This window comes from Natrinema sp. LJW11, assembly GCF_056135975.1.
The window spans coordinates 122,284-145,163 of sequence record NZ_JBWBDM010000010.1 but is presented as its reverse complement, the minus strand read 5'-3'; the positions used below and the strand labels follow the sequence as shown (position 1 = coordinate 145,163).

At 51.0% G+C, this 22,880-nt stretch carries 32 protein-coding genes and 2 pseudogenes; 9 read left to right on the top strand and 25 right to left on the bottom strand.

Going from position 1 to position 22,880, the window contains the following annotated elements; translation table 11 throughout:
- The first annotated feature begins 105 nt into the window (after positions 1-105).
- Positions 106-513 (top strand): response regulator, encoded by a 408-nt coding sequence (locus tag AC0QDI_RS22405; RefSeq protein WP_474671996.1) that lies wholly within the window; start codon positions 106-108, stop codon positions 511-513.
- 91 nt (positions 514-604) lie between these two features.
- On the opposite strand, the gene AC0QDI_RS22400 is transcribed toward AC0QDI_RS22405, so the two are convergent.
- The 6 genes and pseudogenes from AC0QDI_RS22400 to AC0QDI_RS22375 form a co-directional block, all read right to left on the bottom strand.
- Positions 605-817 (bottom strand): HalOD1 output domain-containing protein, encoded by a 213-nt coding sequence (locus tag AC0QDI_RS22400; RefSeq protein ID WP_474671981.1) that lies wholly within the window; start codon positions 815-817, stop codon positions 605-607.
- Positions 810-1,748, bottom strand: coding sequence for a DUF955 domain-containing protein (locus tag AC0QDI_RS22395; RefSeq protein WP_474671979.1), 939 nt, complete (start codon positions 1,746-1,748; stop codon positions 810-812). The genes AC0QDI_RS22400 and AC0QDI_RS22395 overlap by 8 nt, the downstream gene beginning before the upstream one ends.
- A gap of 119 nt (positions 1,749-1,867) precedes the next feature.
- A complete protein-coding gene (locus AC0QDI_RS22390) occupies positions 1,868-2,176 on the bottom strand; it encodes a transcription initiation factor IIB family protein (RefSeq protein WP_474671994.1) in 309 nt (102 codons plus the stop codon).
- Between the two features lie 9 nt (positions 2,177-2,185).
- Positions 2,186-2,797 (bottom strand): annotated as a pseudogene (locus tag AC0QDI_RS22385) (transcription initiation factor IIB); the annotation flags it as partial.
- An 86-nt stretch (positions 2,798-2,883) separates the two neighbouring features.
- A pseudogene (locus AC0QDI_RS22380) lies at positions 2,884-3,108 on the bottom strand (DUF7692 domain-containing protein); the annotation flags it as partial.
- A 353-nt stretch (positions 3,109-3,461) separates the two neighbouring features.
- Positions 3,462-4,118 carry a hypothetical protein gene (locus tag AC0QDI_RS22375; protein WP_474671977.1) on the bottom strand — a complete coding sequence of 219 codons (657 nt, stop codon included), beginning with the start codon at positions 4,116-4,118 and terminating at the stop codon, positions 3,462-3,464.
- 178 nt (positions 4,119-4,296) lie between these two features.
- On the opposite strand from AC0QDI_RS22375, the gene AC0QDI_RS22370 reads away from it, so the two are divergent.
- A complete protein-coding gene (locus AC0QDI_RS22370; protein ID WP_474671975.1) occupies positions 4,297-4,584 on the top strand; it encodes a helix-turn-helix transcriptional regulator in 288 nt (95 codons plus the stop codon).
- 64 nt (positions 4,585-4,648) lie between these two features.
- Here AC0QDI_RS22370 and AC0QDI_RS22365 read toward each other — a convergent pair whose 3' ends face one another.
- A complete protein-coding gene (locus AC0QDI_RS22365; protein ID WP_474671973.1) occupies positions 4,649-6,067 on the bottom strand; it encodes a hypothetical protein in 1,419 nt (472 codons plus the stop codon).
- A gap of 101 nt (positions 6,068-6,168) precedes the next feature.
- Between AC0QDI_RS22365 and AC0QDI_RS22360 the strand changes: the two genes are divergently transcribed.
- Positions 6,169-6,690, top strand: coding sequence for a hypothetical protein (locus tag AC0QDI_RS22360; RefSeq protein WP_474671971.1), 522 nt, complete (start codon positions 6,169-6,171; stop codon positions 6,688-6,690).
- A gap of 33 nt (positions 6,691-6,723) precedes the next feature.
- Here the strand turns inward: AC0QDI_RS22360 and AC0QDI_RS22355 are convergent, their stop codons facing one another.
- From AC0QDI_RS22355 to AC0QDI_RS22315, 9 genes are all read right to left on the bottom strand, one after another.
- The gene (locus tag AC0QDI_RS22355) at positions 6,724-7,224 is read right to left on the bottom strand and encodes a hypothetical protein (RefSeq protein WP_474671969.1); all 501 of its coding nucleotides are present in this window, start codon (positions 7,222-7,224) and stop codon (positions 6,724-6,726) included.
- Positions 7,225-7,521: 297 nt separating this feature from the next.
- Positions 7,522-7,791, bottom strand: a complete 270-nt coding sequence (locus AC0QDI_RS22350; RefSeq protein WP_474671967.1) for a type II toxin-antitoxin system RelE family toxin — start codon at positions 7,789-7,791, stop codon at positions 7,522-7,524.
- 306 nt (positions 7,792-8,097) lie between these two features.
- Positions 8,098-8,325 (bottom strand): hypothetical protein, encoded by a 228-nt coding sequence (locus AC0QDI_RS22345; RefSeq protein ID WP_474671965.1) that lies wholly within the window; start codon positions 8,323-8,325, stop codon positions 8,098-8,100.
- Positions 8,326-8,490: 165 nt separating this feature from the next.
- Positions 8,491-8,643: a DUF7837 family putative zinc-binding protein gene (locus AC0QDI_RS22340; protein ID WP_474671963.1), complete on the bottom strand. Its 153-nt coding sequence runs from the start codon at positions 8,641-8,643 to the stop codon at positions 8,491-8,493.
- 462 nt (positions 8,644-9,105) lie between these two features.
- The gene (locus tag AC0QDI_RS22335) at positions 9,106-9,315 is read right to left on the bottom strand and encodes a DUF8129 domain-containing protein (RefSeq protein ID WP_226777911.1); all 210 of its coding nucleotides are present in this window, start codon (positions 9,313-9,315) and stop codon (positions 9,106-9,108) included.
- Positions 9,316-9,424: 109 nt separating this feature from the next.
- Positions 9,425-10,453, bottom strand: coding sequence for a DUF7995 family protein (locus AC0QDI_RS22330; protein ID WP_474671961.1), 1,029 nt, complete (start codon positions 10,451-10,453; stop codon positions 9,425-9,427).
- A 249-nt stretch (positions 10,454-10,702) separates the two neighbouring features.
- Positions 10,703-11,041: a toxin-antitoxin system TumE family protein gene (locus AC0QDI_RS22325; protein WP_474671959.1), complete on the bottom strand. Its 339-nt coding sequence runs from the start codon at positions 11,039-11,041 to the stop codon at positions 10,703-10,705.
- Between the two features lie 88 nt (positions 11,042-11,129).
- Complete coding sequence (locus AC0QDI_RS22320; RefSeq protein ID WP_474671957.1) at positions 11,130-11,648, bottom strand: DUF7342 family protein; 519 nt, start codon at positions 11,646-11,648, stop codon at positions 11,130-11,132.
- A gap of 156 nt (positions 11,649-11,804) precedes the next feature.
- The gene (locus AC0QDI_RS22315; protein WP_474671955.1) at positions 11,805-11,948 is read right to left on the bottom strand and encodes a hypothetical protein; all 144 of its coding nucleotides are present in this window, start codon (positions 11,946-11,948) and stop codon (positions 11,805-11,807) included.
- Between the two features lie 206 nt (positions 11,949-12,154).
- Between AC0QDI_RS22315 and AC0QDI_RS22310 the strand changes: the two genes are divergently transcribed.
- Entirely contained in the window at positions 12,155-12,979 is an 825-nt protein-coding gene (locus AC0QDI_RS22310) for a hypothetical protein (protein WP_474671953.1), read from the top strand.
- Here the strand turns inward: AC0QDI_RS22310 and AC0QDI_RS22305 are convergent, their stop codons facing one another.
- From AC0QDI_RS22305 to AC0QDI_RS22285, 5 genes are all read right to left on the bottom strand, one after another.
- Positions 12,980-13,363, bottom strand: a complete 384-nt coding sequence (locus tag AC0QDI_RS22305) for a type II toxin-antitoxin system VapC family toxin (RefSeq protein ID WP_474671951.1) — start codon at positions 13,361-13,363, stop codon at positions 12,980-12,982.
- Complete coding sequence (locus AC0QDI_RS22300; protein WP_474671949.1) at positions 13,353-13,577, bottom strand: ribbon-helix-helix domain-containing protein; 225 nt, start codon at positions 13,575-13,577, stop codon at positions 13,353-13,355. Before AC0QDI_RS22300 ends, AC0QDI_RS22305 begins: the two co-directional genes overlap by 11 nt.
- 367 nt (positions 13,578-13,944) lie before the next feature.
- Positions 13,945-14,157: a hypothetical protein gene (locus AC0QDI_RS22295; RefSeq protein ID WP_226777710.1), complete on the bottom strand. Its 213-nt coding sequence runs from the start codon at positions 14,155-14,157 to the stop codon at positions 13,945-13,947.
- On the bottom strand, positions 14,147-14,419 hold the full coding sequence (locus tag AC0QDI_RS22290) for a hypothetical protein (RefSeq protein WP_474671947.1): 273 nt from the start codon (positions 14,417-14,419) through the stop codon (positions 14,147-14,149). Before AC0QDI_RS22290 ends, AC0QDI_RS22295 begins: the two co-directional genes overlap by 11 nt.
- 78 nt (positions 14,420-14,497) lie before the next feature.
- Positions 14,498-14,797: a hypothetical protein gene (locus AC0QDI_RS22285; protein WP_226777708.1), complete on the bottom strand. Its 300-nt coding sequence runs from the start codon at positions 14,795-14,797 to the stop codon at positions 14,498-14,500.
- 242 nt (positions 14,798-15,039) lie between these two features.
- Here AC0QDI_RS22285 and AC0QDI_RS22280 point away from each other — a divergent pair, with 242 nt between their 5' ends.
- The 3 genes from AC0QDI_RS22280 to AC0QDI_RS22270 all read left to right on the top strand — a co-directional run bounded on the left by AC0QDI_RS22280 (position 15,040) and on the right by AC0QDI_RS22270 (position 17,819).
- A complete protein-coding gene (locus AC0QDI_RS22280; RefSeq protein ID WP_474671945.1) occupies positions 15,040-15,558 on the top strand; it encodes a hypothetical protein in 519 nt (172 codons plus the stop codon).
- A complete protein-coding gene (locus AC0QDI_RS22275) occupies positions 15,555-16,568 on the top strand; it encodes a tyrosine-type recombinase/integrase (RefSeq protein WP_474671943.1) in 1,014 nt (337 codons plus the stop codon). The genes AC0QDI_RS22280 and AC0QDI_RS22275 overlap by 4 nt, the downstream gene beginning before the upstream one ends.
- Before the next feature lie 852 nt (positions 16,569-17,420).
- A complete protein-coding gene (locus tag AC0QDI_RS22270; protein WP_474671941.1) occupies positions 17,421-17,819 on the top strand; it encodes a DUF7344 domain-containing protein in 399 nt (132 codons plus the stop codon).
- 14 nt (positions 17,820-17,833) lie between these two features.
- Here the strand turns inward: AC0QDI_RS22270 and AC0QDI_RS22265 are convergent, their stop codons facing one another.
- The 4 genes from AC0QDI_RS22265 to AC0QDI_RS22250 all read right to left on the bottom strand — a co-directional run bounded on the left by AC0QDI_RS22265 (position 17,834) and on the right by AC0QDI_RS22250 (position 20,801).
- Positions 17,834-18,163, bottom strand: a complete 330-nt coding sequence (locus AC0QDI_RS22265) for a HalOD1 output domain-containing protein (RefSeq protein ID WP_474671939.1) — start codon at positions 18,161-18,163, stop codon at positions 17,834-17,836.
- A gap of 637 nt (positions 18,164-18,800) precedes the next feature.
- A complete protein-coding gene (locus tag AC0QDI_RS22260; protein ID WP_474671936.1) occupies positions 18,801-19,859 on the bottom strand; it encodes a two-component system sensor histidine kinase NtrB in 1,059 nt (352 codons plus the stop codon).
- A 181-nt stretch (positions 19,860-20,040) separates the two neighbouring features.
- Positions 20,041-20,283, bottom strand: a complete 243-nt coding sequence (locus AC0QDI_RS22255) for a hypothetical protein (RefSeq protein WP_474671934.1) — start codon at positions 20,281-20,283, stop codon at positions 20,041-20,043.
- Between the two features lie 248 nt (positions 20,284-20,531).
- Entirely contained in the window at positions 20,532-20,801 is a 270-nt protein-coding gene (locus AC0QDI_RS22250) for a helix-turn-helix domain-containing protein (RefSeq protein ID WP_226777698.1), read from the bottom strand.
- Between the two features lie 326 nt (positions 20,802-21,127).
- Between AC0QDI_RS22250 and AC0QDI_RS22245 the strand changes: the two genes are divergently transcribed.
- Complete coding sequence (locus AC0QDI_RS22245; RefSeq protein ID WP_226777697.1) at positions 21,128-21,460, top strand: DUF7344 domain-containing protein; 333 nt, start codon at positions 21,128-21,130, stop codon at positions 21,458-21,460.
- A 209-nt stretch (positions 21,461-21,669) separates the two neighbouring features.
- Positions 21,670-22,488, top strand: coding sequence for a sensor histidine kinase (locus tag AC0QDI_RS22240; RefSeq protein ID WP_474671932.1), 819 nt, complete (start codon positions 21,670-21,672; stop codon positions 22,486-22,488).
- Positions 22,489-22,880 lie beyond the last annotated feature (392 nt).

The window sequence follows — 22,880 nt, the reverse complement described above, 5'->3', positions numbered from 1 at the left end:
CGGTATGATTGCGGTCAGACTCGACGCAATTTCGGCGTGATATCCGTCTCAGCCAGTCGCTAAACTAGAACGGATGGGAGTAGCTCATCAGAGGCGGTGATACTGCTGGTAGAAGACAACCCTGGCGATATCCGTCTCATCGAAGAGGCCTTCTCAGACGGCAACATCGGAAATACGCTCACCACCGTCACTGATGGCCGAGCAGCACTGGACTTTATCGATCAACGTGGCGAGTACGAAGACGCTCCTCAGCCGGACATTATACTGCTTGATCTGAACCTACCGAAAGTGGACGGAGAGGACGTTCTACACGAGATCAAACACCACCCAGAATTGGATGACGTACCAGTGATTGTCTTAACCGGGATGGATGAGAGCTTGATTGAATCCCGGGATCTCGATCATGATACGGACGAAGATGCAGTCCTCGAAAAACCGGTTGATCCTGGCGAGTTTGTTGAGCTAATTCGGTCGTTCGAGCAGTTTCGGTTAGCAGTTATGAGAGTGGACTGATAGGAATAGCTTCTGCAGTAAGTCCTTGACCTCTACTGAGCGATTGGTGGTGTAGAAACTACCACAGGTTAGGGATTCCACCAGAGCCAATCTACGGATTTGTGAGGATCCGTACATCGGACTGCGTAACGAGGACACGAAACTCACCAACCGAGAATCTTACTTCGAGGTCATTGTTCGCCGAGTCCACGAGTTGCTCGAGTGCTTCGATGTCAATCACCCGTTGCAGTTGGTACTCGTCACGACCGAGTCCCTCCGTTTCGAGCGCGTCGACGATTTCGAAGAGGAGGTGCCGATCACTCATCTGTGATCACCTCGTCGACGACATCGATAATCTCCGCAGCGGTCGAACTGATACGCTCAAGTCGATCGAGGATAGCCTCCGACCCTTCGCCCTCCCATGCAGCGAGGTAGAACGCCGACCCACTCGTGTCCAGCCCGAAGTACCGTCCGACGATATAGGCGACTGCTTCGGCCTCGAGTTCGCGTTTCGAGCGTTCGGTCTCGTCGTCGACGTCACCGTGCAAGCGTGCGTGGGCGTACTCGTGGACGGTCGTTACGGCAAGGTCGGCGGTGTTCTCACGATCCTGGACCTCGATTAGTGGTTGCTCTGCAGGAGAGCGGTACTGACACACGCCTCTGGCATCTCCGTGAGGCCACTCCGCTGGAGAAACGACCTCCACTTCCACCTCAAGCATCGAAGCTCCCTCGAGAAGCGCTGGCACCAGTTCGTCAGCTTCTCCGGTCGCCTCCGTCTCGAGTTCGGGCAGTGGCTCTCCCTCTGTCTGAGAAATGTCGAAGACTGGCGCTGGCCGAAAGCCGACAAGTCCTTTCGACCAGTCTTCGGGTGATGTCTCGTTGTACTCACAGTCGCTTCGTTCGTGGTACGACGGCGAGTTTTCGCACTCGGGGCATTGCTTTGCGATGATCGGTGCCCAGATCCAGATAGCACTCTCGCCCTCTTCCACATACCGGTCGAATTCGTTTTGCCACGTTCGATAGCCGGCAACGTGAGTTGCGTGCGGACACTGGCGTGTGATCAGCAGCGTGTTTCGGTAGGAGTAGTCATGGAAGTGACTCTGCACATCGAGCCACTCCTGGAACTGCTCACTCGAGACTGCGTCATCAACCTCGTCGACGAGGTCGTCAACCCAGGCTTCCATTGTACTGTGCATCTCGTCACGTCTGGTGTCCGAATCATCGAAGGACACCTGCGAACAGTCGCTCGTAGTCATCGTTCTTGGCGATGGACGCTCCGTTCTGGAACGCCCCTCACCCCTTTGGGGGAAGAAAAACACACTCGAGGGAGCGCCCGATCAGCTCCGTTACAAGTGTCTCATCCAGGTTGTGACGATCAGGTTTCAGCTTCAATCTCGAGTAACTCGTCTCGCCGACTACGGAGCGTGTTCGGTGATGTTCCTGCGATATCGGCGATCCGCTGCTGGGAGAGACAGAATTCGACTCGCTGGGCAGCGAGATAGAGACAGCCCGCTGCGACGCCACTCGGCCGGCAGCCGATCGTCAGTCCGCGTTCGCGTGCCGTCTGTGCGAGCTCGAGTGCTCGTCGACGCACGTGGTCCGGAACCTTGAGTTCCGTTGCAAGCCTCGGAATCCGATCTGTTGCTGCGATCGGCTGTGTCGGTAACTCGAGTTCGACGTTCATCGCATTGTAGGCATTGGTGAGTCTCTGCTGGTCACAGCGCGCACAGGCTGCGACTTCTGCTCGTGATCGTCCGAGTCCGTTACACCGAGCTGTTGCGTAGACACTGGCTGCAGCCACCGCCTCGAGCGATCGTCCGCGACAGAGCTGTTCAGACTGTGCCGTTCGGAACAGCGAACACGCCTGATCCCGGATACTCTGTGCGAGGCCGAGACGTGCGACGATTCGCCGGATTTCACCGAGTCCATAGGCGAGGTTGCGTTCAGCTTTCGACTGCCACTGGGCACGGGACTGTTCGCGACGCAGCCGGTTCAATTGTCGGCGCTTCGTGCCCGAGAGTACATTTCCATGTCCGTCTTGCTTGTACCCGATCTCGGTGGAGAGGCCTCGATCGTGGCGTGTCGGTGTCAGCGGGGCGCCGGTCCGTCTCTTGGATCCCTGCTCGTCATGTCGACCCCAATCCGGTCCTCGGTCTAGTTGAGTGTCCTCAAGGATCAGTACACAGTCCTCACAGATCGTCTCGCGGTCAGTCGTTCGAACGTTGCCGCCACAGTCTGGACAGGTAGTTGTAGTCGTCTGAATACCTTCGCCAAACGTCGTCGTGTAGATGTTTCTCGTTGCCATCGATAACTCCGAAGAGGACAACTGATCAGCCCCTTCACCGCTCCTGGGGCGATAAACACCACTAGTTGATTCCAGAGTCCAGTAGAAAGGTCCGTGGTAACCTCGAAGGTTACCGGTCGCGTCGACAGCATCTCGGCGATTTCCTGGTGCTGCTTGAGTGTGAGGTCGTCGCGCTCAAGGAATTGGCGAGACGCCTGAACAAACTTTAAAACGTCGTCACAGACACTCACCGCCGCTTTTGTCTTATTGCAGTCGTGAAAGTAAGCTGGACGTTCGATCACGTCTCGTCGATATGCATAGTCGCCGTCGATCCTGCATACTCGTACACACGATCCTCGAAATCCTTGTTTTTTCGGCTCATTGAACGGCCCATTTCGGTCCAAAATTGGCGGAACGTATCAGCTATTTAGAGACAAACAGCGGCTCAAACAACAGGTTGACTCGAGATATGCACACGATGAGTCGTGACTCGTGTACATATTCGGGAAACGGATTCTGTCGACGTGCAATCCCGTGATCCAGAAGCGGAAGGAGAAGCAGTACGCCCTGTTCCGGAGTCTGGAGCAGGAAATTAAAGATGCCGAACTAAAGATCGCCAAGTATCTGAATTAGATACGAAAGCAAGAATGAGTATTAATTAAGTGGATACCTGGTGAGAACGTTCTCACCAGGCCTCGGGGAAGGCCGGATGGAACTTCTTTTTTCGACCTACCTGCTCTTTCTCGAGCAACCCGAGTTTCGCATACCACGACGTGAAGTACCCTGTAAAGTACTTCCCAGATCCACCGAACCGGTCGACCATCGCATCTTCCAGATCCTGACGGAGAATGCCGTTTTCACGGTGCTCATCCAGCAGCGAAAGATACGCGAAGCCACTACCGTAGGGCTGGAGGCCACACAATAGTGCCCGTTCAACGGGACGAATCTCCTTGCGGTCGTCGAACACGCTGGCGATCTCCTCTCCGATCGGTGTCAGCGAAATCTCGGTATCAGCCTCCTGGCCACCGGTCGTGTTGAAGACGGGGTCGTCCTCCTCCACCGAGACGATCCCGAAGTTGTACTTCCCCTCATCGGTATCGGCGTAGTCCAGATTCACGAGGTGCTGACGCAGTTCCTCGTAGGTGACCGTGCCATTGTCCGAGATGAAGTTGAGCGTGGCTTTCACGGCGGCAGGGTTCGGTGCCCAGTTGAGGACAGGGTAGACGTCTTCTGTCTGGACTTCTTTTAGGAGTGCTTCCCGTTCGTCTTCTGGGAGGCTCTTCACGTATTCCTTGAGCTGTTCAGGATCGATATCGTTCGGGGTGTCTGATGGTTGCGTCATTGCGACCTCTGTACTACTCAACTTGCCTCCGTCTAATAACTCTTTCGTAGATTTACACAGACTCACGTGAGAAGAGGGAAGATAAGGGAAAGGTGGGGAGGGGAAGCAATTCTGTAGTAGTGGGTTGATGATCCGTGGTATCACTATTTTTAAACCGTTGATAGCCATGGGGGCTGATATGTACGACCTCACCGGCTTCCAGCGCGACCTCCTGTACGTGACCGCGGGACTGGACGAACCCCACGGCCTGGCGATCAAAGACGAACTCGAGAACTACTACGAGAAAGAAATCCATCACGGCCGGCTCTACCCAAATTTGGACACCCTCGTCGACAAAGGATTGATTGAGAAAGGCGAGGCCGACCGCCGCACCAACGTCTACTCCGTGACACGTCGCGGTGAACGGGAGATTGAAGCTCGCCGCGACTGGGAAGACCAGTACGTCGCTGATTTCTTTTCTGAATAGCGGGATCTGCTGGTGAGGTCGAAGTGACTTGTTTTGACCGAAGATGAAGTATCAGCTACTACGGCTAGCAGGTAGGATCAAGGTCAAACGGTCCAAGATCCATATCCCAGTCAAGATCAAGCGATCCGAGTTCCGTCTTACCCATGCTATCAACCGCATCTGCTTCCTCCTTCGAAATCAACTTGTGCTTCTCCCAGATGTCGCGGGTGAGGTCTTTGATAATGCCAAGAGCTTCTGCAAGCCCGGACGTCGTAAGCGTGTACAGTTCGCGGAGGAGAACCAGATAGGTTTTGAGACCCAAGACCTCCCGAACAATACCAAGCAAATAGGTGTGGGCACGCCTCACAGCGAACGAAGCAATCCGGCTAGCCATGCCGAACTTCACCATCAGGAGATCAATCACCAAGATACCGAGACTCAACATCAAATCCTTAATGTCGGCTGTCACTGTCTCAGGATCATCTTGAGAAACCTCACACGCATCCTCAATCACATGCTCCAGGCTATTCACCACGGGAAGAACGGACCTGGCCCACCGTGTCCACGTTGCAGCACCTTCTAACAGGTCCTGGATGAACGCCGGATTATACCCGAGTTTATTCTTGAGAACATCGAATACAGCACGGGTGACAGCCACTGTCTGTTCTGCTCGTGGAGCAGCGTCCTGGAATTCTGCCACGGAGAGATTTTCCATCTGTGACGGTACTTGGTCACAGACCGCTTCTGCAACCGAGACCATCGTATCCGCTAGCGGCGATTCATCTGCCGGAAGACCCGTATAGAAAGAGATGGTCTCATCCTGAGCGGCTTTAGTTGCCTCACTAACTGTTTCGCGGCGTGCCCGGATTGATACCTCTACCGTGGTCTCATCAGTGGTTGGTGCTGAAAGAACGTCGTCTGTCCAGTCAACTACTAAATTGTAGTCTCCAGGGTCGACACCATGCGATTTCTGTGTTGCTCGTGGTTCGTTACGACAAGCGGACATATTGACGACGGAGTCCACAGTCCAGTCCTGTTGCTGCTGAATCTTCTTCCAGATCGACTCGATGTTCAGGTTCTCCGTATAGACTTTGTCCACGATCGGAACTGATCCTAATCGTCCTAAACCTATAGTACGGGTGCTGAAGAGCGGAATGTCCTCTATCTGAGTTCTATATTTTCTTAGGCCAGTATCGTTCGCGACTATTACGTCTGGCATGTTCTCAGGGCTATCTGATCGGATCTCATACTCGATGACAGTATCTCCCGAGAACGATGGTAACGCCCATTCCCAGCATGGGCATTCACTAGAGAGATCCAGTTTGCCGTAACGCTCTGCGATCACTGGATCAATCGGGCCCTCATCTGGCTCCGACGGCGTTCTTCGAACCTGTGTATCGCCGCAGCAAGGTGTATTATCCTCTGCCTGGACTGGTCCTGCTGCAGAGAGGGTTATTGCTCCAGTGGCAGAAGCAGCGAGAAACCGTCGACGAGAGACACCCATTACCATCCCGGTACAGCATCTAACTAAAAGTCACTTTCGCGTTATCCGAGATGTTTACTGCAAGAAAGGTTCTTGTTGGACTAGGGCAGTGTCCTGGCCATATGCTGGAAGATGTACAGCAGTGGATTGATGACAGCCAGTACGAGAACTGGGAAGTCTACTTCCTGATCTGGGCTGCGTTCATCAGTCTCTGCATCTACGCGGAATTCAGACCGGTCACGGGGATGCTACGAAACCTAGATACGACCACGCTCGGATACGGGATGACGCTAGGAGAGGTGTTTATCGCGGCCCTGCAGGGGATCATCGTCGGGATATTCGGCTGGAAGCTGTTCAATCAGGGAGACACGTATTTTGCTGTCGGCACTAGCAGTTTTGACACGAAAGAGACTGCGTTTCTCGTGAAGATCGGAGTGATGACGCTGGTCGGGATCGTTTTCGGGCTTGTGATTCCGCAGGTTGTTGAGACCCATGCCGAGTACGTCGTGATACAGACCGGTGGCGCTGTTATCCTCCTGGGCTACGCATTGATCCATGTGGAGATCCGGAACTGGAAACTGCTGAACGAACTCCCGGTGCTCCTTGCTGGTCTACTTCTCGTGTACGTACCGCACTTCAGTTGAACCGTGGACATAGATGTTTCCGAGCGGAATCGGTTACTCTTCGAAGATCTGGTCGAACAGGGCCAGTCCTTCCTCAAACTTGGAATACTTTTCCAGTGCTGCCCGGTTGCCCCCAAGGATATCACTGATTCGGGTCTCGGTCACGTACTGGTCCGGGTACATCCAGACCAGTTTCCGTGAATCCTTGTTGTAGGCGAAGATTACACCCAGTTCATACGCCTCTTGGATTGTCACCTCGCGAATCACAGGCTCAAGTTCTTCCGTGATCGTATCCGGGGAGAACGCATCACCGAGATCCGAGATGTGAATCACCTCCCGGTCCCCGTCTTCATCGATGACGCCGCGATCACGCAGCACCGCCAGCAGCTTGTCAAAATCGAGAATAACGAGTTCACAATCAACGAGTTCAGCGGCCGGTCTCATACTGCCCAGTCCACGACCAAACATGTATGCCTCTACCAAGAGGTCGTCCTGCCAGTAGACGACATCACTCAGAACGGTCTTGTCCTTGTCGCCGGGTTCGGTGACATGCATACCCCAGTCACCGGCACGACCGTTCTCAGGCCCGTCTGGAAGAAGCGTGAGGTGGCGGTTCGAGGCCGTCCAATCTGGGGAGCAGATCACGCCATCCGTGGTCGGAGCAATTGCCAGCGTCTTCCCGTCACGGATAATCTTGACCTTATCATCAGTAGTGAATTCGATCTTGAATAGGCATCACCACACAGCGTGTCTATGAATCTATCATCTTTACTGATAAAAAGGTTAGCTGAAAAGAGATAACAGACCACGCGCCTTGGATCCTATCCTGAAAATATCAATCCGACTGATTTACTACCGGTACAGGTTTTCCCGCCGATCCGCCCAGTACACGCGGATCATGTTGTCCCTGTCATCAATGTCGGCACTGACCCGCAGTCCGTTCCCGACCCGGAACCGTCCATCGGATCGGCCACCCATCGGTTTGAAATCCCACTGCGACGGGTGCCGGAACTCCGACGAAGCAATCTCATCCAGTTTCTTCTGGATGTAGCTCCGTTCATCCGTCTCAAGCCCGTCAAACGCCTCCTCGGCAGAACCAGTGAACACGATGTCGTAGACCATTTTTGCTTTTCACCATACAGGAGAGACAGACTGTCCCCCCTGTATAGTCAAGAGGCAGAGACCGGGCGCCTCTGGGTGTCAAGCAATCGTGGGATATGGCCTACTCGGTGTCCCTACAGAGACAGGCTGAGAATAAATAATTTTCGGATATCGTTACATTCTGTCTATATTATAATCTACGGGGCGCTCTCGTAACGGGCGATCCGACAATATCTCGAGGTCGCTCCAATCTGCTCTGGAGAGTATGCAGTCGATGGGATCAAAGATTTTGCAGGAATAGGACAGAGATGGTCGTATCCCTGTAAATCAGGTTTCCGGGTGATCGTACCGGTGGAACCTGTACTTCTCTTTCCGCATCACCCAGTACCGTCCATCAAACTCGAGAAGATCATCGTTGTTAGCCGCCTCCGAAATGAGGTCCGAGATATCCGTATCGGCGATGCAGTGATCAGCTGCCATCTCCGTGATTTCTTCGAGGGTGGTCCCTGGATTCTCCGCCACGAACTCCAGAATCTGGTCGTATCCCTCTGTCATCGGTCAGGATATCCGATGTTGTACGATCGTTTCTGTCCGGCATTCAGGACAGGTATCGGTATCTTTGTCGACAGTGGTGCCACAGCGTCGACACTCGTACACGACGTCCTTTTCGTTCACTAGGCCAAGCAACCGGCCTACTCTGTCACATAGCATGGGCGGTAGTTACTGTGGGTTCACGACGTCGCGGCACTCAGGACACTCGGCGTATACTGCCGATCCCGTCTCAGTCTCATACTCGAGGATCACATTGAGCGTCGTGATCTCGGCCTGGCAGAACGGACATGCACCGAGATCCGGTGGATTCGTCGTGGACATGAATTTGTGAAGGTAATATAGAGGGAGCGTGTGACTGCGACAGGGGATGATATGGTTACTCCCTCTACAAGCAGGAGAACACCCGTATTCACAAATAGGCGATCCAATCGCGGTGAAACTGAAAATAGACGGTACATGAACACATCAGGTTGCAACTCGAGGATTCCTCTCTAAACGATAGACAGTCCTTCCTTAGGAAATCCAACGCCCCCCGATACAGAGAACGACCGGGTCCCACCCGATGAGATTCACGGCCTTCAGAGGGAGACGCTAACCGGAACCACCAACCACTGATCAGGAGCACCAAGATTACTGCCAGTCTACCGACTACTGCTTCACAGGAAACACCGATCCCGCCGGTCGATCCAGTTATCGCCAATCCAGACTGGGAAAACATCCACCCCTCTCGAGGGTACAAACAACACTCTCAGATCTTCGCAGGCGTCATAATCGGTGGACTAGTCACGACTCCTCACGAAGTTCTTCAGCTCGCTGGCCTAGCTGTTTGAGGATCGGAAGGCGTTGTTGGTGCTGGTTTTCGTAGGCGACACACGCCTGAAGTGTCTCCATGTCGGTGATCGTCGCGACTCCTGCATCAATGATCCGGGGATTCGATGACTCGAGGCGCTGTGCTGGTGTCAGTGACTCATCAGTCTGGTCAGCATCTGCCATCATGGACTCCTCTCATTCTCTCGAGGAGAGGAACAACACTACGGGACCGTGGCGCTGGTCTAACGTGTATTTCGAGCAGTGAGACGCGTCCGTCGTCCAGATTTTTAGTTCACCGGCGGTGCGTGTTTCCGTTCGGACTGTCAGGGTCCGGGCCGTGTCGGGAAGACTGACACCGGGTGCATTCCCAGATTGATGAGTCTGGAATCTCTGGAACTGGCACTTCATCGAAGCCACCGAACATGTGGCGTGTCGCCTCACCGCAAGACCGACACTCGAGATTGCGACGGGTTCGCCCCTCACGAGGAGGGTTCTCGGAGCGATCCGGTGGGGAGACGTGTTCGAGGGCGATCGCGGGAACGATCCAGGTGCGTGTTGGCTCCTCACGTCGCGGATATTCGTCAGTATCCCAGTTGGAACTGGTTCGTTCGAGCGTGCCGCCGGCAATTAGCTGTCCGACCTCCTCGATGTCAGTGATTGGCTCGCCTTCAGCGTCGAACAGCACTGGCTCGAGCGTCGGTCGGTTTCCCTCGGTGTTGGCGGTACTCTCCTCAGCAGCTATAGTGTAGTCGTGGCCGGCGTTCTGGCGGATAAGATCGAGCTGGCGCTGTCCTTCAGTCGTATCAAGGTCAGCGGCACCAGGCAATTGACCCCATTCACGAGAGAACCGCGTCACGAGCTCGCCCTCGAGGTCAGCAATCACTTCGCACTCGTCGATACCGTCGATAGAGGTGGTGAAGGGATTGCCAGTCAGGCCTCTGAAGACGGATTTGGCTTTGATAATGGCGTTATGCTCGGTTTTCGCGTCGACGAGAACGTGAATCAGCCCAGTGAGTTCGCGCTCAGTGTCGGGTTCAACCGCCAGATCACCGTAGTCGAGGCTGTTCGTGAGACAGAAGTCGCACTTCGTCCGGTTGTGTGCGATCTCTGTGCCACACTCGCACTGATTCTCAGCGGTGGAGCCGTCCTCGTAGGATGCTGATTCAGGAGCGTCTGGATACCCCACGTGATCGGTTTTGAGGGAGTTGTTGATGCGTTCGTAGCTGCCGTCGTCGACGGCTCTCGAGCCGGTCGCATCGGAGGCAATACTTCCTTCGCCTTCGGGAGTGAACTCCCAGCGGTCGTCATCGTCGTAGTTCATGGTGTTGTGGAACTCCTCGTGTGTCGTCAATTTTCGCTCTTATCCCTTCTCCTCGTGAATCTCCGAGTAGTGGAGTGAACGTGAAACGATATTTTGTCGATAGATCAAAAGAATTATCCATACGCATTAGTTGATTTATATGTGGGGAGGCCGGGCGGTTGTCGTCCGTTCGGCTGTTACCTGTCAGAGGCACCCTCACCCGCGTTTTCCGTATGTTTTGTTTCCCACCGTAGAGCATGAGGCCTACTGCTACTCCCACAGCATCTCGATGCGCTCCTCAATGTGATCAAGGACGAGGCAGCTCACGTCGCGGTGGTCGTCCGGCCACTGAGCGTTCTCCGCGTCGGTGCGGCTAGCGGCTGGCGGTGGATGGAAGTGATCCCGTGAGTTCTGTGCGTTTGGGTGCCGATCCCATCGGCACTTCCAGTCGCTGTCCCGTCGCTCCTCTTGGTAGTGAAAGTTGAAGTCGTCGTTGCGATACCAGCGAATCACAAAGCGAGCAGACGCCTCGTTCGGATAGTAGTCGCCTGATAGCTCGACGCGGAGGTGCAGCTTCCCCTCCTTGACGATCTCCGCCGACTCGAACATGCGACGCCCAACGAATCGGGAACGCATTCGCTCCAACATCGACCGGTCTATCGGTGCGGGACTCGCACCATCATCCACCGGCACCATCTCAGCTATGCGACGAGGCCGTCGAGCCGGCGGCCTTTCTCCTGGCGCGTTCGTGTAGGCGACGCTCCTCGATGATGGTGGCCCAATCACCGAGTTCCACGTACACGTCGTCAATCCGCGCCGCATCGAACTCGAGGACATCGACCTCGGCGGGCGAGTCGACCCTATATTCGCTGCGGTACTCCTCGATCCGGTCGGTCAACTCCGACACGCGGGCCTGCAACTCGTCGACAGTGTTCTCCCTCGCCAGCTTGTTGACCCGCCGCCACTCGAAATAGTCGTCGTTGCGCTCGTACCTGACTGGCCGGCCCTCATGCCGAATGACAATACCGAGGTCGGCGTAGAAGGACAGGTGTGTCCGTGCCGACTCCCCCGAGCAGTCTGCTCGCTCGGCGATCTCGGCGGCCGTCATCGGCTCTCGAGCGTGTAACACCGCACCGTACACGCGCTGCTTTGTGTCCTCGCCTTCGAACGGTCTATCGAACGGGGGCGGGCCGTCGTGACGGACATCGTCTGTCATACTCCGACTAACGGGATTGGCACACATATTTCTTCCTCTGGGCAAAATATATCGTCCAGAGACATAGTCACTCGCTGTGCACCCCAACCGTCTTTGACCCCACGCTCGCCGCCACCCACGCGATCGTGTTCTAGATCTCGATCGTCATGGTGAGGATCAATCCTCCTCGGCGTTGCTGTCTGCGTTGTGGCGGTCGTAGGGCAGTATCTGTTCCTCGCTGTCCCCGTCTCTGACGGGCGGCTCTCGAGAGAGGGGGACGTCTTCGTCAAACGTGCGTTCGTATACGTCTAGGAGTGGCACGATGATCAGTCTTGGAGAGCACGTATTGCTTGTACACGCGCCCTCCACTCTTCTGAGGGGGTGAGCAACACCACAGTCGATCGCGTCGAAAGCGCAGAGGGCTACAGAGAACCCCAAGTGATACAATCGAGAGGCTCTGTTGAAATCCTTAGAACATCCCTCCACCGACACAACAGCTACAAGAGTCCTTCAGAAATTCATTATGTATGAAGAATGTAGCCCGTAGAAGATATATCACAGCCCTCGCTGCTTCCGGTGTCGGTATTCTGGCTGGATGTGCAAGCGATGAATCCAGCAGTAATACATCACAGCCACAACAGAACCAGAAGAACGATTCAAACGGAAACACAGAATCTCAAAATAGCAATCCGAACGAAAATACAGAAGCACAAAATGACGAGCCAACTGAAAATGCAAAAGCGACAAAGAAGGGATCAGCAACAGTCAGAAGTGCCGATTTCATTTTAGGAGATTCGGTAACTGCACCACCGAGCGGCCAAATCCCATGGGCAGTTACAGAAATCAAGAACATAGAAGGGATCACCCACGGCCGGGTTCAAACCGAACTACGATTCTACGATTCGAATGATACTATTCTGGAAGTGCGAGAGGGATATTGTCCGTATATCCCGGCAAACACGGTCTGGAAGGACTATACACGGTACTACACCAAAACGCCAGACCGTCTCGAATATGTTGAGGCCCGGATCATCAAGTCTGACCTCATCGTGGATGCGTCGGAGATCGAAGCGGCTACAGTGGTCAGCTCGGATATGACTGCCGATCCCGAAGGTGGTATCGATCTAACTGCCGAAATTGATCTTCAGGGTGCAAATCCTGACACAGTGACAATCGTTGGTCTCTTCTACGACGTTCAGGGCCGATTCCGTGGGGCCATATCATCGTTCAAACGGAACCCAGCAGCGACTGTCGCGATGAGCGCAGGAACAATATCAATCCGAACGCCGCCGAACCTCCAAGGTCAGCAGGTAGACTCTCACAAGATCGTCGTTCTTGACGGATTCATCTGATCAATATTCTCGAGGGTCGATATGCTCTATTTCCTCGATATCTGGATAGAGCGTATCGGTCGAAACGATCGGTTCGCCGAGCATGTCGGCCGTCCCGAGATGGACTGCATCGAAGACGTTGAGCTTCTCGTATCGCTTTCGCAACGTCCCCGCCGCCTCCATCACGTCGACAGTCAGCGGGACAAGGTCAACCCCTTCGTCGACGATCGCTGTGTGGGCGTCCGCGAGTTGGTCCCGATCCCATTCACCCTCCATGACGTACTGGACTTCGATTGCTGTCGCAACCGACGTTTTCGGCTCCTCAATCGCTTCGAGATCGACGCTGCTTGCGAGCCAGTCATCAGTTTTCAGGAGCGCGAGGATCGGATCCGTATCAAGATACACGTTTGCGCTCCAGTCGCTCGCGGATATCATCGCCGGCCTGCTCTGCGGTGAAGTCATGCAGTCGGGCATGGCGCTCTTCGCGAACAACGAGGCGAGCTCCGTACCGAAGCGCCTCGGAGCGGGAGCTGAACATACCTTTTTCGACCAGTTCGTCCAGTTCTTCTACCAACTCCGGCGGCATGGATACTGGAACTGACTTTCGATCACTACTCATGTCTATACCATCGCTACACAATCGTATAAAGTTCTCGGCTATCCTATTGGCTTGCAATAGGCTACATACACACAGTCATAATTATTTCTCGGAAACGGACTGTAGAGTTTTAACCAACAGAAGTCGCATCCTTCCACGAGTGTTGGTTAACAGTAGTAGGTGATACGGTTTCTTTATTCAGAACTGAGAGTGAAAATCGTGGTAAGTATAGGCGAAGGCGTTACCGGAGCAGTTACCCATATATCAGATAGGCGTCAGAAACGATCTGCTGAATATAGAGGATGAATGTAGTGATACGTATATACGTTGTATTACTCAATTAGATGATGAAATGTTGATTTTTATGCACTAAAAAAGAATAGAGAAGCTAGTCGTCTATCCCTTCAGCAGTAAGCGCAACCATCACTGCTACCTTCTCGATTAACTCCTCTTCATCAGCAATAATGGTGCCCTCGATCCGATGAACTTGTATCTCATTGGCCAGCACCCAGTCATCTATTGCGTGCTTGAGCGCTTCTGCAAGATCATCTGCTAATTCGATCTCGATATCATAGCTGTCGTGAGGGTCTTCAGAATTCATCGTTCTCTACAAGTTTAAAGAGTGTTTGGAACGACTCAGCCAGTCCATGTGCTAGCTCGTCTTTCGGTACGATGACGATATCATCACTGATTGCTAAGGGCACCTCGTCGTCATCCTCTACTTCCTCAAGTAGGGTGTGAGCTATCGCTGATAGCTGATCTTCATTTGGGATAGTGAAGTCGTTCGATTCATTGGTTTGTCTGTCGGCCTGTACGTCTTCCTCGTGTGGGTAATTCTCGTGTGTCATCAGGTTGGGTTCCACTGGTTAGAATCCAGAACTCCGCTGAAGCAGCGTTACCACTCCTTGTGTCCTGTCAAACTCACAAAGAGGGGTGGTCAGTTAGTCGTCGTCTTCTTCGGTTTCGAGGTGCTCCTCTCGGTATGCCTCGATATCGTCTTCATCGACTTCAACCCAAGCCATGAGGTTCGTAGGGTCCTCCTCAAAAAGCACCTCAGCGAGTAGAGGTGCGAGTTCGGCAAAGGTCTCGTCAATGTCTTCAAGGCCACTCCGTAGTTTTCCGCCTCTGGAACAGAGGCGATAGGCAGTTCGCTGTGCTTCTGACTCGTCTGATTTGAACTCAATGTAGGTGCCGCTCCCTCCAGAGTCGTCAGTCGACTTCTTGTGCTTGTGAATCGACATAGTTGTTAGTTTTCCTGCTTGCAGTCTTGCGACTTTTTGATTTTGCAAGCAAATAACTTACGCGCTAAAAACTAATAAATTTCTGTCTAAGCATTCAGCGACAAAATAGCTAAAGATTTAAAGCGTTAAAAATTTTTAGAAAAACAGAAATCGAAAAGAGCGTTCTTCACCACGTCCTCCGATGGGAGGACAACCCATACCTACCTATATGGATTTTGCGCGCGAATTTTTTAAATAACGGCATGGTAGAGAGAACCGAAAATTTAGAGCAGGCAATCCGTATTGCCGTCGATGAGTTTGCTGGATTGACAACCAGTAGAACAGGACCGTTCATAGCTGGATACATCGAATTGGAAGGTCCTGAGTATCCAAACGAACTCTTTCGGCAGTTCAACCGAGCGATGGAGCGACTGGATTACAATATAACAGTCTCAAACGCAGAGCAGATTCGCAAGCAGGTCTGGTTCCTGAAAGAGGTGAACGTACTTGAAGAGGTCACTTCAGAGATCGCTGAAGATGAATCTCGCGACGAGTTCGACAAGCGTTTCTATGATATTACAGACGACGTAGAAATGAGTTGGCTCAAAGAAGATGTACAGAGCATCGCACTCGCATTAGCTGGCCGCAGTGGAAACGAAGGGGTGTTTGCAGCTATTGGGCAACCAGTACCTGCTACGATTCCATCGGAGATTCTGAATCCGCAGCGAGCCTATTACGAACGGAACAATCCTGAATCTGCCTATCTGGAGAGACCTGAATGAAATATTCCGAGTATAAGCAGAAGGTTAGCCAGCGATATGCAGAGGCCACGTTAGCGGACAGAAAATCGTGTCTCCGACTCTTCGATGTGTGGCTAGCTGGAGAACAAGTAGATGAGATCACTGGTGAGGAAGCAGTGATTCGCTTTCGAGAGTTGAAACGGACGACTCCAGCGAGCTATGAGTTCTCGAGTTTTGAGCCAGAGTGCTTCGAGGAGATTACCCAGTTCATCAGTGTGCTATTCGATCTGGATCTCAGCCGTACAATGGTCAGACACTACTTTGATTCGATCCAGAGCTATTGCGATGAGATGGACCTCCAGTTCTTCGACCAACGAGAGTTCCGGAAATACCGAGATCGTCGCTTCAAGGGTTCCGACAGCGAGAGAGTCTATGGATTGGTAGCTGACGACCGGAACGTCTACTTTCGTGATGAAGTTACGACGATACTCGAGAACGCTCGCTCACCATACAAAGAGTTCTTCACACTCCAGTATCTCCACTGTCGTCGGCCTGGAGAGATTCTTCTATTAGAGGCAGACGACGTGAGGCTGGATAATGAGCTCGTGTGGTACTCGATTTTGAAGCAGCAACGAGGTGAGGATAATCGAGAGTACGTCCAGCTACGAAACGAGGCAGAGCGTGAATTGCTGAGAGAGTTAGTAGACGACACCGAAGGAAGTGTGTTTGATACGACGCTCAATAAGGTACGAGACGAGCTAAAGCGAGTTCAACGAGAGCACGATGTAATTCAGTTGAAGCTCAAAGACTTTCGCCACACACGGGTGTCCCATTTGAAGGCTGCTGGATGGAGTGATGTGAAGATCAGAGACGAGTATACAAAGCACAGACATCTGAGCACGCTTCAAGACAAATATATGAGCTATGTGCCTGAGGAGATCACTGAAGACGATCTCTGGGATGTGGCTCCAGGTAAACACCTCGATAGTGATGGGGATACAGAGAGCACTAACGAGGTAGACAACATCGTTGAAAAATACGGTCTTAGATGAGAATAGCAGATGTGGCAAATATACCTATGGTCCCATCGGCGGCACGTTCGATATCGATTATTCCGACATAACACGATAATAGGTCGGTTGAGACGTCTGAATTTGCCTGCATCGACTGTCGAAACCGTCTGATCTGGGCTTGCTATCTCTTGTTAGTGAATTGCCTATCAAACTCATCGTCTCCGCCAAGCTCTGGAGTGACGAGTGTGCAATAAACGCAGCGAAGCCGCTCTGAGAGTGTCTGATGAGTGATCCCTGGCTGGTCAGCCGATTTTCTATTAACGTTTCTTGTGGAATCTCGAAGTAGCCATAATGAAATTCTGGAGTGAGTATTTCATATTGTTCAGAGGTCAGCTCAATCTTATCGGTAGTATGTTTTGCCAACTCATTAATTCGATTGATACCGACATGAATACCGCGCTCAGTCAACCATTCATAGACATGGCTAGCATTTATATCTCTCTGTTGAACTCCTATTACTTAGATTGGACTTTACACTGGTTAGTTTCGGACAAGATTCGGAACTCTGTTGAGCCGCATTTGCAACCTTTTCGACTTCCTATCGGTCGAATTTTGCCGTCAGGCCACACTTGGGCTGCATAGGGGTATTCACAATCAACACAGGCCACCAGTACTCTCTTTGGTTTGCTCATCATCACCATCCCGTCTCGGAAAACGGCGATATCCTATATAATCCTGTTTTGACTTTATCATGATTAAGATGATCGATTGTACCTGCAATTTGCTAATTTGCATGATGATTCCAATTATGTGCTAATTCAGACAGAGAATTTCCAATAGATATGTTATCACGACCCAAGAGTTAAGTCACTAACAATAGATGTGTGACACATGTCAGACGGTCCTTTCAAAGATAAACGCAGTGAAAGCTATAATGAAATCGCAGATAATTCTGAGGGGTGGTCTATGGACAAGGCTGCGAAACAGAACCGATTAGATAAAATCTTAAAGGTATTATCCGAATCCCGTCGGCGTGACATCCTGTTCTATCTACGAGATAAGAGAACAACAGAACTCGAGTCCCTCATAGACCATCTGATAGAAGTGAAATCGAGCAAGGATATCGAACAACGTGGTCGGCTACAGACGACCCTGGTCCACAAGGATCTGCCGTTAATGAAGGACTCAAATTTGATCGAATACGATCGACGGAGTGGGGCTATCTGCTACTCAAATCCGTCAGAATCACTCAGGACGCTATTAAATACCTGTAGAGATCTCGACAGATAGCCAATTAACATGATTTAGAAGAGTTCATCCTCTATCGAATAAGTATCGCGGCCACCGTCCGTGCTTTCCTCAGAAACCGTCACATCTCCGTTACTCGTGGCAGTAATATTATAACCGTAGTAATTGAACTGCACGGAACCGCATCTCTCTACACTGCGGTCACCATTATCCTTAAACAAACCATCAAGGGCTTCAGGATTAATTGCATCAAAGAGTGGAGGATCAAGTTCAGCGGGGTCCACACTTTCTCTCTTGGCGATCTTCATGATGACTGTCGTGCTAAGTGAAATAGATTCCATGCGTCTATACTTAAAGACGGATAAAAATAAAATTGCTGCTTCCACGCATGTTCATAACGAACTTTGATAATATAGGTTTCCTATGGTTATCGCCATTGAGGGCACATCTAGAGATGCTTCTTGACCACAATCTAACTTTTGCTGTATTTTCTTGACAGTAATTTAATATTTTCTTTCTCGGTCACCCGCACAGGGTCTAACACAGTGGAAACACGTCAGTTCTGCCGCGGATGTATCTTCGTTTGTAATTGAATTTACTGAGCTGGGTGTCCAGTAACCGATAGTAGTGACCTACCCAATTAGACGATCATCATTTCTCAGGCCTATATAATTGGGAATAGAATACAATGCTGATTCGTCGCTAGCGGATATGTCGATGAACGCTTGTTGTCCAGAATGTGACGACGGACTTGGAGAGTTGGTCAAGAAATATGCTGTAGAGGGAGTAGCGAAAGCAGACTTCCAGTGTAGTAACTGTGAACATGAGTGGTCTGTCCCATTATAATCCACAACCAGAGTCCGATTTTCGGTTTTCCACTTGCTGAATCGTCTGTTCTATAATCACTCTCTATGAACGACATCTGTAATAGCATCGGCTATTATTGTCGGGACCATTTAATTAAAATAATACATGTAAATAAAATATATTTAATCTATCAAGGGATATACGGGGGGATAAATATTAATGAATTTTAACTCCAGTAAACTCAAATCGAGCGCCATCCTCGTGACTGCTTGCTATCCTGATCTGCCAGTCATGTGCTTCGACAATACTTTGAACAATAGCAAGCCCGAAGCCAGTTCCTTCTGTTCTCGTAGTGTAACCCCGGTCAAACACAGTCTCACGTGCTTCTTTTGGAATGCCTGGACCATCATCTTCGACGTAGAACCCGGCCCTCTCTTCTAATGGCCCAACCCAAACAGAGACCTCCGCTCCACCATGTTCAATTGCATTCCGAAAGAGGTTTTCCAATAGTTGTCGAAGCCGACTTCGATCTGCGTGGAGTTGCATCGACTCGCTCGTAAGCTGAATCGTGGCGTTCTCAGTATCAACCGATCTCCACGCTTTAGTTACACAGCCACCAAGTGCAACGACTTCCGTCTCACCGACGCTTTGCCCTTGTTGAGAAAGAGTTAGCATATCTTCGATGAGATGTTCCATCCGATTAAGTGATTGCACCACTTCTTTAAGAGACTCATCTTCATATTTCTCCTTAAGTTCCCCAGTATGCGCCTGAGCAACATTTAATGGGTTTCTGAGATCATGAGAAAGCACGTTCCCAAACTCCTCGAGTTGTTTGTTTTGTTCACGGAGTTTCTGCTCACGCTCCTGCTGGTCGGAGATATCTCGGAAAATACCGGTGAAGAGGCGCTCACCATTATATTCGTGTTCACGAAGACTAATGGAGACTGGGAGTTCGTAACCATCTCTGTGGAGTGCAGGGAGAGTAACACGATCCCAGTCAATGTGTTTCTCTCCCGTTTCGAGATACTGTTGGAGACCACGCATGTGTGCCGACCGAAGCCGCTCTGGAATAAGTTTCATTTTTGAGCTGTCTACGAGTTCGGCTTGACTATAGCCTAAAATGTCCTCAATGGCAGAATTCGCAAATATGATCGTACTGTTCTTGTCGATTGTAAGCAATCCTTCGGATGTGTTTGCTACCAGTGTACGGAAAAAGCCCTCAGTAGCTGGATCTAATTGTATCTCCTCAGATATGGTCTCCTCAGAGTTAGTCATTCGCTATAGGTAACTAGTCTTGAAAGGTAATAGATCAATCGAACGTTATGGATATATCGGATACTGATCCTTGTGGCGCTCTTCTACCCGTTGGCGTAATCGCTGAACACACTGGTTCAGTGCCTTCTGCTTCTCAATATATTCCTCAAATTCATCCCTGGATATGATATTGCAAATCATACTAGTAACCACTTGCCTCAGACATCGTTGGAGTGCTAGCTGGTTTCGACCTACTAACTGTCTTTTCTCGTTTTGCTGTGACTAGCTCAGTCTCATCAAACCAGGTCCGTTCACCAGAGGAAGAGTATGCGATTACCTTGCCCCCATCTCTTATTTCTACTCTCTCGAATCCCTCCTCATCTCTGAGGTTTTGGGCCTCTTCGATTAGTTGATTCTCTACTGGCTCAGTTGTCTTCATGACCACACCGCTTTCGGTCTCATTCTTTCGTTTAGTTATCCTTTGATCACTTTTTTGAGATTTAGACGGGCTATTCGTGAGTACTTTGCGCCGACGTCTTATCAGCTCAGCACGCCGTTGAAACGGAGCTAGCTCTCCCATCATCATCTCTTGGAATGTCTCAACTCTTGATCCGAATGTCTGTTTCAATAGCACCGCAGGGGTATCCTGATGTTTCGAGTGCTTTTGTGTGCGGTTTTTCCGAGTCATGATTATTAGAGTTCTCTCGCAATGTCCTGACCAAGGTCGGTGAGACTGTACATCCGGTAGCGATCACTCTCTGGCGTGACACACTCGACGATCCCATCTTGTTTAGCCTCTCTGAGGTAGTTGCCAGAGGTATTTGTTGAGACATCAATTCGATCAGCTATATCCGATGAATTTCTTGCAGTCTCGTTGAGTGAGAGCAGCATCTCACCACGCTTGCTCCGACGATACTTTGCAACTAGCCGCCAGAATTTACTATCGTTTTCCATCGTTGGCATGTACAATTACCACGCTCACAAGCGAGTCACGCGGGGATGTATAGTCCTTCTAATATTTCAGACGGGTCGATATTAAGGGATAACTGAATGGTCCTCTATGGGATAGAGATACGGTGACGGCTGGGAATCAAATGGAAGATTCGATTAGGATCATGCCGGGCTCAAGCCCCATAGAATACGATACCCCACACATGGCATCAATTAGCGAGTGAAACAACGAATGACGGACCAACCCCTCCCCCTCCCTACGGTTGAATTGGGCGTGCGTTAGCTCCATCTGTTGGCCCACCGATGATGCTAAATCGGCGGTTCGCCTTTTCATATCAATGGTTTTACTAGATACAGTATTCGACCTCCTTAGCAATGAACGCCGACGTTTTACGTTGTATTATCTCAAAGAACAAGACGGCCCAGTGTCCGTTGATGAACTCGTAGCAACGATTGCTGAGTGGGAAGACAATCCACCGAGAGATTTTGCTGAGGACGGCCTTGAGCGACTAGAGATCACACTCGAGCACCAGCACCTCCCGAAATCGGCGGAGGTAGACTTCATAGAGTACCGTCCTGAGGAGGGCATTATCCAAACCAAAGGTATCCCTCCAGAAGTCGGTGCGCTTGTTACTCTTGCACGAATAATCGAGCAACCAGCAAACGACTAATCAGCCTATTACTGCTGAAAAGCGTTTTTCATGATGGTTCAAAGCCACTATCATTATACAAATAGACTAATGATACCCAGGAAATGACCACACTTCGTTCAGTACTCAACCTATCACCACTAAAGATTTCAGCCGGGTATCTCATTTTCGGAGTGGTTTGGATACCTACCACAGACATCCTGTTAGCTGTCAGTTTTGGATCGCAGCAGATGCCAACACTCCTGGGATTGACCAAAGGATGGACGTTTATTGGACTGTCCACACTACTCATTTTCGCCCTTTCTTACCTCCACCAACAGCAGATGGCTTCGACACAGACAAAGTTGAAAACGGCAAATCAGCAACTACAGGTTCTTCACCGAGTCTTTCGGCACAACATCCGTAATGATCTGAACGTTGTGCTCGGGTATGCTGAAATGCTCTCGAATCGAATCTCCGAAAAGCCAGATCAAACGTATGTAGAGACGATCCATCGAACCACCGAGAAAGTTGTCAGGATTAGCGAGAAGCTCAAAGTCGTTGAAAACGTCGATCCCACGCTTTCAAATGAAAAGGCTGTGGATCTCGTCTCCCTCCTCGATACCGAACTCAAGAGGCTTCGAGACACATATCCTAGGGTTACAATTGAGACGGAGATGCCGGATACAGCTTGGATTGAAGGTGATGAATCCGTTCAGTATGCTATCCGAGAAGTGCTCGATAACGCCATAGAGCATAATGATAACCCAGAGTCCGACTGTGAACTCTTGGTAGGGGTCAAGCAAGCCAACGGAGAGTATCAGCTCGAGATCGCTGATAACGGACCGGGAATCTCTCAAGAAGAGCTACAGGCACTTCAGATGGAAAAGGAAACGCCGCTCGTTCACGCCAGCAGCGTTGGTCTATGGCTCGTCACGTGGCTCACGCGATTGCATGAAGGAACCGTAACATTCGAGGAAGATACCGGGACAACAGTCACGTTCCAATTCCAGGCGAAAACACAAGTTCCCTGTATTGAGACAAACTTCAGTGTGGGTGAACGAGTTTAAGCGATTGTAGGATGATATTCAAGCGAAGATGCTTCTGGTGTTTGTCCCATCCGTACTGCTTTGTTGGCCCAGCCCTCATTAACTGACATGGTAACTGACTGCACGTACTGTGGGAGCGATATCTACGAGCACGATCCAGTGTTCATCGCGGAGTTCGAGAGCGGGGCGAGGATTCAAGATAAGCAGTTCTGCAATTACGCTTGTTTAGCCGTATATATCGACGAGAAAGGTCTTACAGAAGGAGCTTCGTGTGATATCAAACGATAGTTCGCGTACAACTTTGACAGAGATTGTTCCACCACACAACGTAAATTAGTAGTCTGTCTACTCTATTATCTTGTGTAAAATGAAAACGTGCAACCCCACGGCCATTTCTACATATAAAGGAGGTA

What these genes read in the sequence shown, in the direction of transcription:
- AC0QDI_RS22365 (WP_474671973.1), bottom strand. Translation starts at nt 6,067, where the DNA reads ATGGGTGTCTCTCGTCGACGGTTTCTCGCTGCTTCTGCCACTGGAGCA.
- AC0QDI_RS22310 (WP_474671953.1), top strand. Translation starts at nt 12,155, where the DNA reads ATGAAGAATGTAGCCCGTAGAAGATATATCACAGCCCTCGCTGCTTCC.
- AC0QDI_RS22285 (WP_226777708.1), bottom strand. Translation starts at nt 14,797, where the DNA reads ATGTCGATTCACAAGCACAAGAAGTCGACTGACGACTCTGGAGGGAGC.
- AC0QDI_RS22375 (WP_474671977.1), bottom strand. Translation starts at nt 4,118, where the DNA reads ATGACGCAACCATCAGACACCCCGAACGATATCGATCCTGAACAGCTC.
- AC0QDI_RS22245 (WP_226777697.1), top strand. Translation starts at nt 21,128, where the DNA reads ATGGTTTTACTAGATACAGTATTCGACCTCCTTAGCAATGAACGCCGA.
- AC0QDI_RS22260 (WP_474671936.1), bottom strand. Translation starts at nt 19,859, where the DNA reads ATGACTAACTCTGAGGAGACCATATCTGAGGAGATACAATTAGATCCA.
- AC0QDI_RS22390 (WP_474671994.1), bottom strand. Translation starts at nt 2,176, where the DNA reads ATGAACGTCGAACTCGAGTTACCGACACAGCCGATCGCAGCAACAGAT.
- AC0QDI_RS22270 (WP_474671941.1), top strand. Translation starts at nt 17,421, where the DNA reads ATGTCAGACGGTCCTTTCAAAGATAAACGCAGTGAAAGCTATAATGAA.
- AC0QDI_RS22345 (WP_474671965.1), bottom strand. Translation starts at nt 8,325, where the DNA reads ATGACAGAGGGATACGACCAGATTCTGGAGTTCGTGGCGGAGAATCCA.
- AC0QDI_RS22250 (WP_226777698.1), bottom strand. Translation starts at nt 20,801, where the DNA reads ATGCCAACGATGGAAAACGATAGTAAATTCTGGCGGCTAGTTGCAAAG.
- AC0QDI_RS22295 (WP_226777710.1), bottom strand. Translation starts at nt 14,157, where the DNA reads ATGAATTCTGAAGACCCTCACGACAGCTATGATATCGAGATCGAATTA.
- AC0QDI_RS22330 (WP_474671961.1), bottom strand. Translation starts at nt 10,453, where the DNA reads ATGAACTACGACGATGACGACCGCTGGGAGTTCACTCCCGAAGGCGAA.
- AC0QDI_RS22300 (WP_474671949.1), bottom strand. Translation starts at nt 13,577, where the DNA reads ATGAGTAGTGATCGAAAGTCAGTTCCAGTATCCATGCCGCCGGAGTTG.
- AC0QDI_RS22370 (WP_474671975.1), top strand. Translation starts at nt 4,297, where the DNA reads ATGTACGACCTCACCGGCTTCCAGCGCGACCTCCTGTACGTGACCGCG.
- AC0QDI_RS22320 (WP_474671957.1), bottom strand. Translation starts at nt 11,648, where the DNA reads ATGACAGACGATGTCCGTCACGACGGCCCGCCCCCGTTCGATAGACCG.
- AC0QDI_RS22395 (WP_474671979.1), bottom strand. Translation starts at nt 1,748, where the DNA reads ATGACTACGAGCGACTGTTCGCAGGTGTCCTTCGATGATTCGGACACC.
- AC0QDI_RS22360 (WP_474671971.1), top strand. Translation starts at nt 6,169, where the DNA reads ATGCTGGAAGATGTACAGCAGTGGATTGATGACAGCCAGTACGAGAAC.
- AC0QDI_RS22340 (WP_474671963.1), bottom strand. Translation starts at nt 8,643, where the DNA reads ATGTCCACGACGAATCCACCGGATCTCGGTGCATGTCCGTTCTGCCAG.
- AC0QDI_RS22355 (WP_474671969.1), bottom strand. Translation starts at nt 7,224, where the DNA reads ATGCATGTCACCGAACCCGGCGACAAGGACAAGACCGTTCTGAGTGAT.
- AC0QDI_RS22400 (WP_474671981.1), bottom strand. Translation starts at nt 817, where the DNA reads ATGAGTGATCGGCACCTCCTCTTCGAAATCGTCGACGCGCTCGAAACG.
- AC0QDI_RS22335 (WP_226777911.1), bottom strand. Translation starts at nt 9,315, where the DNA reads ATGGCAGATGCTGACCAGACTGATGAGTCACTGACACCAGCACAGCGC.
- AC0QDI_RS22350 (WP_474671967.1), bottom strand. Translation starts at nt 7,791, where the DNA reads ATGGTCTACGACATCGTGTTCACTGGTTCTGCCGAGGAGGCGTTTGAC.
- AC0QDI_RS22240 (WP_474671932.1), top strand. Translation starts at nt 21,670, where the DNA reads ATGCCAACACTCCTGGGATTGACCAAAGGATGGACGTTTATTGGACTG.
- AC0QDI_RS22275 (WP_474671943.1), top strand. Translation starts at nt 15,555, where the DNA reads ATGAAATATTCCGAGTATAAGCAGAAGGTTAGCCAGCGATATGCAGAG.
- AC0QDI_RS22280 (WP_474671945.1), top strand. Translation starts at nt 15,040, where the DNA reads ATGGTAGAGAGAACCGAAAATTTAGAGCAGGCAATCCGTATTGCCGTC.
- AC0QDI_RS22325 (WP_474671959.1), bottom strand. Translation starts at nt 11,041, where the DNA reads ATGTTCGAGTCGGCGGAGATCGTCAAGGAGGGGAAGCTGCACCTCCGC.